Here is a 12,076-nt window from a genome sequence, read left to right on the forward strand (position 1 = left end):
TGCGTGCGCGTCACGGCGCCCCGCGATCCGTCGCGGCCGGCGCCTTGTTCGCGTTACGGCGGGGCATCCCGTCGTCCGGTGGCCGCTTCGGGCGGTTCGACCGGGATCACATGTCCGGCGCGCGGGTTCGAGACTGATTGGCGTGCGCTCCGGTGGAGCCGCTGGCATTACGGCGGTGTCGAGATCGTCCTTGTAGAACAAAAGGCAAGACCAAAATGGCCAAGGAAGCTGCACGCGTTCGTCGCCGCGAGCGCAAGAACATCACGTCGGGCATCGCCCACGTGAATTCGACCTTCAACAACACCATGATCACCATCACGGACGCGCAGGGCAACACGATCTCGTGGTCGTCCTCCGGCACCATGGGCTTCAAGGGTTCGCGCAAGTCGACCCCCTACGCCGCCCAGATGGCCGCCGAGGACGCCGCCCGCAAGGCGACCGAGCACGGCGTGAAGACCCTCGAGGTCGAGGTCCGCGGTCCGGGTTCGGGCCGCGAGTCCGCGCTGCGCGCGCTCCAGGCGGCCGGCTTCCTGGTCACGTCCATCCGCGACGTCACCCCGATCCCGCACAACGGCTGCCGCCCGCGCAAGCGTCGTCGCGTCTGACGATCCGGGTCGCACTCCCCGGCGCCGTTCCGCGGCGCCGGTCCTGCCGTTTCGAGCGCCGTACTCGTCCGATTGAATGGGGCGAGGCGGGTCCGCTCTCAAGGAAAGGGTCCCCATCGTGAGCATCCAGAAGAACTGGCAAGAGCTCATCAAGCCGAACAAGCTCGAGGTCGCCCAGAGCCGCGACCCGAAGCGGGTCGCGACCGTGGTCGCCGAGCCGCTTGAGCGCGGGTTCGGCCTCACGCTCGGCAACGCGCTGCGTCGCGTGCTGCTGTCCTCGCTGCAGGGTGCGGCGGTGACGGCGGTGCAGATCGACGGCGTGCTGCACGAGTTCTCCTCGATCGCCGGCGTGCGCGAGGACGTGACCGACATCGTCCTCAACATCAAGGAGATCGCGGTCCGCATGCTGGGCCAGGGTCCGAAGCGCATGGTCGTGCGCAAGTCGGGCCCGGGCGTGGTGACGGCCGGTGACATCCAGACCGTCGGCGACATCGAGATCCTGAACCCCGAGCTCGTTCTCTGCACCCTCGACGAGGGCGCCGAGATCCGCATGGAGTTCACGGTCGACACCGGCAAGGGCTACGTGGCCGCCGACCGGAACCGTCCGGAAGACGCCCCCATCGGCCTCATCCCGGTGGACAGCCTGTATTCGCCGGTCCGCAAGGTCAGCTACAAGGTGGAGAACACCCGCGAGGGCCAGGTTCTCGACTACGACAAGCTGACCCTGACGGTGGAGACGAACGGCGCGGTCAAGCCGGACGACGCGGTCGCCTTTGCTGCCCGCATCCTGCAGGACCAGCTGTCGATCTTCGTCAACTTCGAGGAGCCGCAGAAGGACACGAAGGTGGAGTCCGTTCCGGAGCTCGCCTTCAACCCGGCGCTCCTGAAGAAGGTGGACGAGCTGGAGCTGTCGGTCCGTTCGGCGAACTGCCTGAAGAACGACAACATCGTCTACATCGGCGACCTGATCCAGAAGTCCGAGGCGGAAATGCTCCGCACGCCGAACTTCGGCCGCAAGTCGCTCAACGAGATCAAGGAAGTCCTCGCGCAGATGGGCCTGCACCTCGGCATGGAAGTGCCGAACTGGCCGCCCGAGAACATCGAGGATCTCGCCAAGCGCTACGAAGACCACAACTACTGACGAGAGCCGCCGGCGGGCCGTTCCGGTCTGCCGGCTCCTTTTGAAAACACCCGCCCGGCGTGATGCCGCGCATAGAGAAGACACGAAGGAGAAGGCCATGCGTCACGGTTTTGCTGGCCGCCGGTTCAGCCGGACCCAGAGCCACCGCAAGGCGATGTTCGCCAACATGGTGGCTTCACTCGTCGAGCACGAGCAGATCGTCACCACGCTTCCGAAGGCGAAGGACCTGCGTCCGATCATCGAGAAGCTGGTGACCCTCGCCAAGAAGGGCGACCTCGCCGCCCGTCGCCAGCTCATCGCCGAGCTGCAGAACAACGAAGTGGCCGCCAAGAAGCTCTTCGAGGTTCTCGGCCCGCGCTACAAGGCGCGCTCCGGCGGCTACACCCGCATCCTGAAGGCCGGTTTCCGCTACGGCGACTCGGCCCCGGTGGCGGTGATCGAGTTCGTCGACCGCGACGTGAACGCCAAGGGCGCCGCCGACAAGGCCCGCGCCGAGGCCGAGGAAGCCGAGGCGGCGTGATCGCCGTCATCGGGTCCATCGGATCGCGGTGAAGGATCAGGGCGGCTTCGGCCGCCCTTTTTCGTTTCGGCGGAGGGGCGTCAGCCGGTCGCCCAGAGCTCCTCGTCCGCGTCGGCGACGGGGGGAGGCGGCCGGCGTTCCGCGACGGCGCGGACGAGGAGGCGCTCCAGGGCCTGGACCGGGCGCATGTCGCCGTAGAGCTTCGGCCGGCCGGCGCGCTGGCGCTCCACCAGGGCGGCGCGGCGCTCCGGATCGGCGAGACGGACGGCGCGGGTGATGTAGTCCACGATGCCGGTCGCGATGGTGTCGCCGAGACCCATCTGGGTCAGGATGGCGGCCGAGTGGCGGCCGCGCATCAGGACGGTCGGCAGGGTCACGACCGGAAGGTCGCAGGCCACCGCCTCCAGGGTCGTGTTGCCGCCGGACCAGCCGATGCTGTCGAGATAGATGTCGCCGGCCTTCAGGAGCGCCGGGAAGGCGTCCGGCGCGACCGGCGGCGTGATCGCCACGTGTCGGGCGAAGTCCAGCCCCGCCTTGCCGAAGGCCCGCTCCAGCCGGGTGCGGAACACCGCCGTGGCCGGGTGGCCGCCGTCGCCGATGAACAGGAACTGCGCATCCGGCCGGGCGACCGCGATGGCCAGGAACACCTCGTCGTGGCGCGGCAGGTATTTGAACAGCGACTGGCAGCACACGTAGACGACCGCGTCCTCCCGCAGGCCCAGGCGGTCGCGGGCCATCGTGGCGTCCCCCACGGGCAGGGGCGCGTAGGCGATGGACAGGCCGGGCAGGCGCACCAGGCGCTCCACATAGTGCTGGTCGCCGGTCTCCGGCTCCATGAGCGCGCTGGAGAGAAAATAGTCTACCGTCTCGAGGCCGGAGGTCACCGGGTGGCCCCAGGCCATGGCCTGGACGGGCGCGAGCCGCTGGGCGGCGAGCTGGACCGCCAAGGGGTGCATGCCGATCTCCGGATAGATCAGCACGTCCGGGGCGTCCTCGGCGAGGATCCGCCGCCAGGTCTCGCCGTCGTGGTCGCCGGAGACGAACCGCTCGCACCAGCCGGCGATCTCGTCGCGGGTGGGGTCCGCGTCGGGCGAGAGCTGGTAGCCGAACACCTCGAACTTCGACCGGTCCAGGTCCCGGATCCAACCGCGGAAGAGCTTGGAGACGGAGTGGAGCGTCATGTAGGCGGTGACGAAGCCGACGCGGATCCGCGGCCGATCCGTCGGCGGCGGCGGCAGCGGGTCCGGGAAGCGGGCCGCCATCATGGCCGACACCACGCGTCCGTAGCGGCGCTGCAGGTCGGTGTCGTCCTCGCCCTGGTAGGAGAGGAAGAAGGGCTTGGCCATGCCCACCTCGCCGGCGGCCGACGCAAGCTCCTCCGCGCTCGCCTCGGCGACGGCGGCTTCGAGGGTCGACAGCGCGTCGGCGTAGCGGGCGCGGCGGTCGCGCACCTCCGCCTCGGACATGTGCACCACCCGCAGCGTCGCCATGGCGCGGATCAGGAGCGCGCCGAGGTCGCGTGGGTGCTGGGCGAGCCGCAGGTCGAGGAGGACGTTCGCCTCGTCCTCGTGGCCGCCGATCCGCAACATGTTGGCGAGGCGGGACCAGGTCCGCGGCGGGTGGCCGATCTCGCGCAAGGTCGCGACCGCGTCGCGGAGCACCGCCGGCGCGTGCGCCTCCACGGCGCGGCCGCAGAGCACGCCCATCACGTCCGCCGCCGCGGCGAGGTCGCCCTCCCGCTGAAGGAGACCCGCGAGCGCCTTGTAGGACGGCACGTAGTCGGGCGCCGCCTCGATCACCCGCTGCTCCAGGGTGATCGCGTCCATGGTCTGGCCGAGCCGCCCGAGGGCGATGGCCATGTTGTGGTGGAGGCGCGGACTCGGCGCGATGAGCTCCACCGTCCTCAGAAGCGTCAGCGCCGCGCGTGGGTCGCCCTGTTCCAGGCGCACAAGGGCGAGGGCATGGAGGCCGTCGGCGGTCCGGGCCTGCGCGAGCCGGGAGAGGGCGAGGCTGCCGGCATCGCCGAGGGCGCCCTGTCCGATGAGCTGGAGGGTCTGTTCGATCCAGGAGTCGGCCGGGCGGTCGGCGAGTGTCATGAGCGTCTCGTGTCAGCGCGGCGATTCGCCGTCGGTCCAGCATAGCGCGCCCGACGGCGAATGCGCGGGGGCGCTCGCCCGGGCGCAAGGCCCGCGCAAGCCCGGCGGCGCGGCGCCGCCGTCCGGCCCCGTAGCGGGATCGGCCGCGATCAAGTAGAGGACAGGCGTGCGCCCCGCGCGACGAGGATCATCCATGTTGAGACACATCACCGCCCTCATCCTGACGGCCGTCCTGGCCGGCCCCGCCGCCGCGCAGGACCGGGCCGTGCCGCTCACCGACGGCGACATCAAGCTGTCCTTCGCGCCCGTCGCCCGGGAGGCGAGCCCGGCCGTCGTGAACGTCTACGCGTCCCGCCGCGTCGCGGACAACCGGTCCGCCCTGATGGACGACCCGTTCTTCCGCCAGTTCTTCGGGCGCGACCTGCCCATGCCCCGGCGCGAGCGCCAGCAGAATTCCCTCGGCTCCGGCGTGATCGTGGACCCGAGCGGCCTGATCGTCACCAACAACCACGTGATCGCCGAGGGCACGGACGTGAAGGTCGCCCTCAGCGACCGGCGCGAATACGAGTGCGACGTGGTGCTGAAGGACGAGCAGCTCGACATCGCCATCCTGAAGATCCGGGACGGCCGGGGCGACTTCCCGGCGCTGCCGATCGGCGACAGCGACAAGCTGCAGGTGGGCGACCTGGTGCTGGCCATCGGCAACCCGTTCGGCGTCGGCCAGACCGTCACGCAGGGCATCGTGTCGGCGCTCGCCCGCAGCCAGGTGGGCATCTCGGACTACCAGTTCTTCATCCAGACCGACGCGGCCATCAACCCCGGCAACTCGGGCGGCGCGCTCGTGGACGTCGAGGGCGCGCTCGTCGGCATCAACACCGCCATCTTCAGCCGGGGCGGCGGGTCCAACGGCATCGGCTTCGCCATCCCGTCCAACATGGTCCGGGTGGTGATCGACCAGGCCCGCAAGGGCGGGTCCACGGTGGAACTGCCGTGGATCGGCGCGGAGATGCAGCCGGTCACCGCCGACATTGCCGAAACGCTCGGCCTGGAACGCCCGTCCGGCGTGCTGATCACCTCGGTGATCGAGGACAGCCCGGCGGAAGAGGCGGGCCTGAAGGTGGGCGACCTCGTCACCGCGGTGGACGGCGCGGAGGTGTCCGACCCCCGGGTGTTCAACTATCGCCTCGCCACCAAGGGCATCGGCAACGAGGCCGAGCTCAGCGTCAACCGGGACGGCCGCGAGACGACCATCCGGGTGCCGCTGGAGCCGCCGCCGGCCAGCGCCCCGCGCGAGGAGATCACCGTCACGGAGCCGTCGCCCTTCCAGGGCGCCACGGTCGCCAACCTGTCGCCGGCGGTCGCGCGCGAGCTGAACATGCCCTACCGGGGCCAGCCGGGCGTGGTGATCACCAAGGTCGCCCGCCGCTCGCCGGCCGCGCGCGTCGGGCTCGCGCCCGGCGACGTCATCGTCGTGGTGAACGGCACCGAGATCACCTCCACGGAGGACCTGGCCGCCATCACCTCCGACAATCCGCTGCTCTGGCGACTGACGCTCGACCGGGGCGGGCGCATCATCCGGCTCGCCTTCCGCTGAGACGGACCGCTTGCGCGGATCGGCCGGGCGGTGCTTGGCTGATCCCCACCGCATCGCCCGCCGGCCGAGATGCCGGCGGGACAGCTTGAGAGCAGGCTTCGCCGTGACCGACCTCTTCTCGGACGCCGCCCGCCAGGGACCTCGCCCGCTCGCCGACCGGCTGCGGCCCGAACGGCTCGCGGACGTGGTCGGCCAGGATCACCTGGTCGGGCCGAACGGCACCATCACGCGCATGCTGAAGTCGGGCAGCCTGGGCTCGCTCGTCCTCTGGGGCCCGCCCGGCACGGGCAAGACCACCGTCGCGCGCCTCCTCGCCCGCGAGACCGACCTCGCGTTCGAGCAGATCTCGGCCATCTTCTCCGGCGTGGCCGACCTGAAGAAGATGTTCGAGGCGGCGCGGGCGCGCCGGCAGCTCGGTCGCGGCACGCTTCTCTTCGTCGACGAGATCCACCGGTTCAACCGCGCCCAGCAGGACAGCTTCCTGCCCGTGATGGAGGACGGCACCATCACGCTCGTCGGCGCCACCACGGAGAACCCGTCGTTCGAGCTCAACGCGGCGCTTCTGTCGCGGGCCCACGTGCTGGTGTTCAAGGCCCACGACGAGGCCTCCATCGGGGCGCTGCTCGCCCGCGCGGAGGAGGTGATGGGCAAGCCGCTGCCGCTCGACGAGGAGGCCCGGGCCGTGCTCGTCCGCATGGCGGACGGCGACGGGCGATCGGCCCTGACCCTCGCGGAGGACGTCTGGCGCGCGGCCGGGGAGGGGGAGGTGTTCGACGCCAGGACCCTCCAGGAGGTCGTCCAGCGCCGGGCGCCGGTCTACGACAAGGCGCAGGACGGCCACTACAACCTGATCTCGGCGCTCCACAAGTCGGTGCGCGGGTCGGACCCGGACGCGGCGCTCTACTATTTCTGCCGCATGGTGGATGCCGGCGAGGACCCGCTCTATCTCGTCCGCCGCCTGATCCGCATGGCGGTGGAGGACATCGGGCTCGCCGATCCGCAGGCGCTCGCCGTCACCGTGGCGGCGAAGGACGCCTACGAGATGCTCGGCAGCCCGGAAGGCGAGCTCGCCATCGCCCAGGCCGTCGTCTACGTGGCGACCGCGCCGAAGTCGAACGCGGTCTACAACGCCTACAAGGCGGCCCTGCGCGCCGCCAAGGAAAACGGCTCCCTGCTGCCGCCGAAGCACATCCTCAACGCCCCGACCAAGCTGATGAAGGGCGAGGGCTACGGCACCGGCTACCGCTACGATCACGACGAGCCGGACGCCTTCTCGGGCCAGGACTATTTCCCCGAGAAGATGGGCCGGACCGTCTTCTACGAGCCGGTGGAACGCGGATTCGAGCGGGACCTGCGCAAGCGTCTCGACTATTGGGCGCGGCTCCGGCGGGACCGCCAGTCGCAGGGCGGCTGACCGCATCCGCTTTCCCGGGCGCCGTCCCGCGTTCCGGCGCGGCGCACGAAAAAGCCGCCGGCGTCGGCCGGCGGCGGCGTCCTGGCCAGAGGCTGGCGAGCGTCAGCTCGGCTTGCGGTACTTCTCGTGGCAGCTCTTGCAGTTGGCGGCCACCGCGCCGAACGCGGGCTTGAAGGTGTCCAGCCCGCCGTCCACCGACGCCATGGCCGCCTTGGCGTCGTCGGACAGCTTCTTCGACCGGGTCTCGAAGTCGGCCTTGTTCTCCCAGATGGCCGGCAGCGCGTCGCTGTTGCCGATCGAGCCGTCGGGGAAGTGGTTCGGGAAGTCGGCGGCGTTGGTGGAGATCGTCGTGAGGGCGGCCGACACCTTGGCGGCGTCGTAGCCCATCTTGCCCTGGGCGGTCGGGCCCAGCACCTTCATGGCGTCGCCGATCTGCTCCATCAGGGTCTCGCGGGCCTTGATCGGATCGTCCTGTGCGGTGGACGTGCCCGCCATGGCCAGCATCGACAGCGCCACAAGTCCAAGAACTCGCTTCTTCATGAAAACTCCCACCCGATTCTGGTCCGCCGGGCGACACGACCGGCCCGCGGAAACGTTGCAACGGCGAGGCATCGGCGCAAGCGAACCCGGTTCACCTCCCCATCAACACGCCGTGACGAGGCCGGCCGGACCACCCAGCCCGGAAAACGTCGCTGGTCAGGGGCGGTGCGTGATGTATGCTGTTCCCGATGGTCGCCTGTCGGGGAACAGCAACCGTCCCTCTCGACCTCTTCACCCGACAGGCCGGCAGCCAGCTCCCGCTCCCGGGACTGACTGAGGGTCGTGGTGCCCCTCCTGCCACGACCCCCATTTTTGGGGATCCCGACATCCGTTGTTCTTGCGGTGGCGGGCGGAACGGTCGAGCATCGGCTCGCGTTCCGCCCGGCAACGGAAGGATTCGCGCATGCCGTCCCCTCCCACGCCGCTTCCCGTGATGATCGCACCGCTCAGAACGCTTGCCCTCGTGTCGATCGCCGTCGGCCTCTCCGCCTGCCAGATGACCGGCGAGTCCGGGCTCCTGGACCCGCGCGCCTCGGTCTTCTCCGGCACCACGCGGGTGGACGCCGCCGAGATCCGGGCCGAAGGCGCGGGCGCCTCGCTCGGCACCCCGGTGGGCGGCGTCGGCGCCGGCGTCGGGGCCGCGACCTTCACCGCGCCCGTGTCTCCCACCGCAGCCGCGTCGCCGCCGCCGGAGCTGTTCGGCCCATGGACGCTCGCCCGCTCGGGCAGCCGGGGCTGCAGCGTGACGCTCGGCTCGCAGAACGCGGTCGGCGACTACACCGCCCGCACCCGCGGCTGCGAAACCCTGCCGCTCGCCCGCGTGGCCCTCTGGACGCCGGTGGACGACGGCCTCGTGATGTTCGACTTCAGCCGCGCGCCCGTGGTGGCGCTTCGTCCCGCGGGCCGGAACGTCTACGAGGGCCGCCTCGCGGACGGCAGCGCGGTCACGCTCTGGCGGTGAAGGGATGCGCGAAGCGGTTGCGGTGAAGTCTTAACCTTGCCGCTTAAGATCGTGCCCATTCTTCTGCGCTAGCGTCTGGCCAACCGTGAATGGCCCGCCGGGCAGGGGTTTGGACGATGGCTGAGAAGACGTGGCCTCCGGCCGTGTTGTCGCTGGTGCGCAAGGGCCGGATCGATCCGGAGGACGTCCAGCGGCTGCGGGCGACGGTCTACGGCAAGGTGATCGTGACGCGCGAGGAGGCCGAGTGGGCCTTCGCGCTCGACGAGCGCGTGCCTGAGACCTGCCCGGAGTGGACCGGCTTCTTCGTCGAGATGGTCACCGACTTCGTCGTCTGGCAGGAACAGCCGCGCGGCTACGTGACGCCGGCCGCCACCGCCTGGCTCGTGGGGGCCGTCAGCGACCGCAATCTGGTCAAGACCCGGTCCGAGCTGGAGGTGCTGATCCGCGTGCTCGAGGCCGCCCAGTCGTCGCCGCCGGAACTCTCCGCCTTCGTGCTCCGACAGGTGGCGGCGGCCGTGCTCGCGGGCGAGGGGCCGCTCGCGCCCGAACACCGGGGGGCCGCCTGCGTGATCACCCGCGACGAGGTGGAACTCGTCCGCCGCGTCCTCTTCGCCTTCGGGGGCGGCGGGTCGATCGGCATCACCCGCGACGAGGCGGAGGTGCTGTTCGACCTCAACGACAGCCTCCTGGAGGGCGAGAGCGATCCGGCCTGGTCGGATCTCTTCGTCAAGGCGGTCGCGAACTTCCTCATGGCCGCGCGCGGCTACACGGTGCCGCCTCGCGAGGAGGTGCTGCGCCGCGAGGCATGGCTGGACGCGCCGTCCGGCGGGGTCGTCGGCCTCTTCGACGACGCCATGTCGGGCCTTCTCACCCATGGCCTCAAGGGCATCTGGAGCGCCTTCCGGGCGCCGGAGCCGTCGCCCCAGGCGGAGCAGACCCGGGCCTTCGAGGCGGAGATCCGCGACGCCGAACCGCTGACCGCCGACGAGGTGAAATGGCTCGCCGAGCGCATCGGCCGGGACGGTCCGCTGCACGCCAACGAGCGGGCGCTTCTGACCTTCCTGCGCGAGGAGAGCCCCGACATCCACCCGTCGCTGCGCACCCTCCTCGACACCGCCGCCTAGAACGCCGTCCGACCAGACGGGATCGTCAGGTCGGATGACGGGCGGGATCGGTGTCCATCCGGTCCGACGCGCGCCGGTCGTCGAGCCAGCCCTTCACGTAGAAGATGCGCGTGACCCGGAGGACGGCGGCCGCCAGCGGCGTCGCGAGGGCGAGACCGAGCGTCCCGAACAGGACGCCGAACAGGAGCTGCGCCGCGATGGTCAGCGCGGGCGGCAGGTCCACGCTCTCCTTCTGCAGGGTGGGCGTGACGAGATAGCTTTCCACGGTCTGAACGGCGAGGGTGAGCGCGATCACCTGCAGGGCCAGCGACCAACCCTCCGTCATCGCCAGGAGGACGGCGGGCGCCGCGCCGAGGATGGGACCGAGGTTCGGGATGAAGGCCAGCAGCCCCGCCAGAAGCCCGAGCACGGGCGCGAGCGGCACGCCGAGGAACCAGAGGCCGAGCCAAGTGAGCACGCCCACCACCGCCATGGAGACCAGCTGCGCGCCGATCCAGCCGCGAAGGGCGACACCCGACTCCCGGAGCATCATCCGCACGCGCGGCCGCAGCGACGGGTCGAACAAGAGCGCGAAGCCGCGCACGTAGGCGTCCGGGTTGATGGCGAGATAGAGGCCGAGGAAGAGCACGATCACCGCGTTGCCGAGGCTCACCACCATGCCGGCCGCCATGGAAACCGCCGACATGCCGCTGGACGTGGCCTGCGACGCCACCTCCTTCGGCTCCACGTTCTGGATCAGCTCCCGGCTCCAGCTGTAGCTCTGCAGCCGCTCGCGCAGGCTCGCGATGGCTTCAGGCACCTGTCGCCAGAGCTGGTCGACCTGTTCGGCGAGGAAGGGCGCCGCTCCGGCGATGAAGGCCCCGAACGCCGCCAGGAGCAGAAGGGCGAACAGCGCCAGGCCGCCCACCCGGGAAAGGCCCAGCCACTCCGCCAGTTTGTCCCCCCCGCCGGTGAGGAAGACCGCCACCAGGATGCCGGCGAAGAGCAGCAGCAGTACCGTCGGGGCGAACCAGAGGATCGCGACGAACACCGCGGCGAGAACGACGAGACTGATGGTGCGGCGCGACATGCCGTGAACCCCCGGGCGGCCTCTCCGCCGCCCGACATGGGCGGCCGGACGGCGACGCTCGGGGACCAAACGGCCGGCGGGCGGTGTTTGTTGCCGATGAGGAGCTCTCCGGTCCGCTACCGCGCCGCCGCAACCGTGGCCTCGCCCGTGACGCCGGCGACTTCGAGCGCGATCTTCTCGCGCACCGCCTCGGCGAAGGCCGCGTAGGACGAGGCCGGCACCATGAAGGCGCCGGGGCCGCCGATCACCTCGGCGCGGTAGTAGTCGGCGACCGCCGGATCCGCGCCGATCGGCAGGCCGTTGATGACGATGCCCCGGCTCAGCACCCTCTGGCGCGACTGGGCCAGCGGCGGCCCGTCGTTGTTGGTCCCGTCGCCGGAGACGTCCACCACGTGGCGGTCCGCCGACCAGGGCAGCTTCGTGATCAGGAGGGCGGCCGTCTCCAGGGCATAGGAGATGGACGTGCGCCCGTAGGAGTTCCGGCCGCTGCGCACCATCGGGCCGCGCAGCTCGGCCGCCGCGCGCCTGGCGCTCTCCGGGCCGTCGATGATGGTCCAGTCGAGCACCAGGCGCTTTCGGCCGGCGGTGGACCATTCCATGTACGCCACCGCGATCCGGCCCCGCGCGCCGGACCGGATCGCCGCCTGGACCTTGTCGGAGACGAGGGCGTCCGCGTAGCCCGCCCGCTGGAGCTTGGCCTCCTCGTAGTCGACCGAGCTGGAGACGTCGGCGGCGAGCACGATCGCCACGTCCACGCCGGGCGCGGCCTCCTCGTGGGGCGGCGGCACGGCGCCGCCGAGACCCACCGTCAGCAAGGCGACGGCCGCGACGCGCCCGAGCGGCCTCCATACCGCCGGCGCTCGCGCCGACGCGTCCCGAACCGATCCGGCCATGAGACCCTCCACCGCATGGGAGGCCCGTCCGGTCGAGACAGGGCCTCCGCTTGGACCGAGGTAGGCTAGCAGCGGCGGAGTCGGGCTTCGTACTTAGTTTCGGTGATGCGCAACAATAA

11 protein-coding genes are annotated in these 12,076 nt (G+C 70.8%); 7 read left to right on the plus strand and 4 right to left on the minus strand.

Annotation, left to right across the window (positions count from 1 at the left end; all coding sequences use genetic code 11):
• Positions 1-215: 215 nt before the first annotated feature.
• The 3 genes from rpsK to rplQ all read left to right on the plus strand — a co-directional run bounded on the left by rpsK (position 216) and on the right by rplQ (position 2,266).
• Complete coding sequence (gene rpsK / locus HND91_RS03900) at positions 216-605, plus strand: 30S ribosomal protein S11 (RefSeq protein ID WP_181705239.1); 390 nt, start codon at positions 216-218, stop codon at positions 603-605.
• A 76-nt stretch (positions 606-681) separates the two neighbouring features.
• A complete protein-coding gene (locus HND91_RS03905; protein WP_181705240.1) occupies positions 682-1,746 on the plus strand; it encodes a DNA-directed RNA polymerase subunit alpha in 1,065 nt (354 codons plus the stop codon).
• Between the two features lie 97 nt (positions 1,747-1,843).
• Positions 1,844-2,266: a 50S ribosomal protein L17 gene (gene rplQ / locus HND91_RS03910; RefSeq protein WP_181705241.1), complete on the plus strand. Its 423-nt coding sequence runs from the start codon at positions 1,844-1,846 to the stop codon at positions 2,264-2,266.
• Positions 2,267-2,346: 80 nt separating this feature from the next.
• Here rplQ and HND91_RS03915 read toward each other — a convergent pair whose 3' ends face one another.
• On the minus strand, positions 2,347-4,362 hold the full coding sequence (locus tag HND91_RS03915; RefSeq protein ID WP_181705242.1) for an O-linked N-acetylglucosamine transferase, SPINDLY family protein: 2,016 nt from the start codon (positions 4,360-4,362) through the stop codon (positions 2,347-2,349).
• Between the two features lie 193 nt (positions 4,363-4,555).
• On the opposite strand from HND91_RS03915, the gene HND91_RS03920 reads away from it, so the two are divergent.
• Together HND91_RS03920 and HND91_RS03925 are read left to right on the plus strand one after the other, a co-directional pair.
• Positions 4,556-5,956 (plus strand): DegQ family serine endoprotease, encoded by a 1,401-nt coding sequence (locus tag HND91_RS03920; protein ID WP_181705243.1) that lies wholly within the window; start codon positions 4,556-4,558, stop codon positions 5,954-5,956.
• A gap of 103 nt (positions 5,957-6,059) precedes the next feature.
• Positions 6,060-7,370: an AAA family ATPase gene (locus HND91_RS03925; RefSeq protein WP_181705244.1), complete on the plus strand. Its 1,311-nt coding sequence runs from the start codon at positions 6,060-6,062 to the stop codon at positions 7,368-7,370.
• Between the two features lie 102 nt (positions 7,371-7,472).
• Here the strand turns inward: HND91_RS03925 and HND91_RS03930 are convergent, their stop codons facing one another.
• Complete coding sequence (locus HND91_RS03930) at positions 7,473-7,910, minus strand: c-type cytochrome (protein WP_181705245.1); 438 nt, start codon at positions 7,908-7,910, stop codon at positions 7,473-7,475.
• Between the two features lie 403 nt (positions 7,911-8,313).
• Between HND91_RS03930 and HND91_RS03935 the strand changes: the two genes are divergently transcribed.
• Positions 8,314-8,871 carry an AprI/Inh family metalloprotease inhibitor gene (locus tag HND91_RS03935; RefSeq protein WP_181705246.1) on the plus strand — a complete coding sequence of 186 codons (558 nt, stop codon included), beginning with the start codon at positions 8,314-8,316 and terminating at the stop codon, positions 8,869-8,871.
• Between the two features lie 116 nt (positions 8,872-8,987).
• Positions 8,988-9,995 (plus strand): hypothetical protein, encoded by a 1,008-nt coding sequence (locus HND91_RS03940; protein WP_181705247.1) that lies wholly within the window; start codon positions 8,988-8,990, stop codon positions 9,993-9,995.
• 25 nt (positions 9,996-10,020) lie between these two features.
• On the opposite strand, the gene HND91_RS03945 is transcribed toward HND91_RS03940, so the two are convergent.
• The gene (locus tag HND91_RS03945; protein ID WP_181705248.1) at positions 10,021-11,064 is read right to left on the minus strand and encodes an AI-2E family transporter; all 1,044 of its coding nucleotides are present in this window, start codon (positions 11,062-11,064) and stop codon (positions 10,021-10,023) included.
• A 116-nt stretch (positions 11,065-11,180) separates the two neighbouring features.
• A complete protein-coding gene (locus tag HND91_RS03950) occupies positions 11,181-11,957 on the minus strand; it encodes a DUF1194 domain-containing protein (protein ID WP_181705249.1) in 777 nt (258 codons plus the stop codon).
• Between the last annotated feature and the right edge of the window lie 119 nt (positions 11,958-12,076).

The sequence above is a fragment of the Chthonobacter rhizosphaerae genome (genome assembly GCF_013839525.1).
Classification (GTDB): Bacteria; Pseudomonadota; Alphaproteobacteria; order Rhizobiales; family Pleomorphomonadaceae; genus Chthonobacter; species Chthonobacter rhizosphaerae.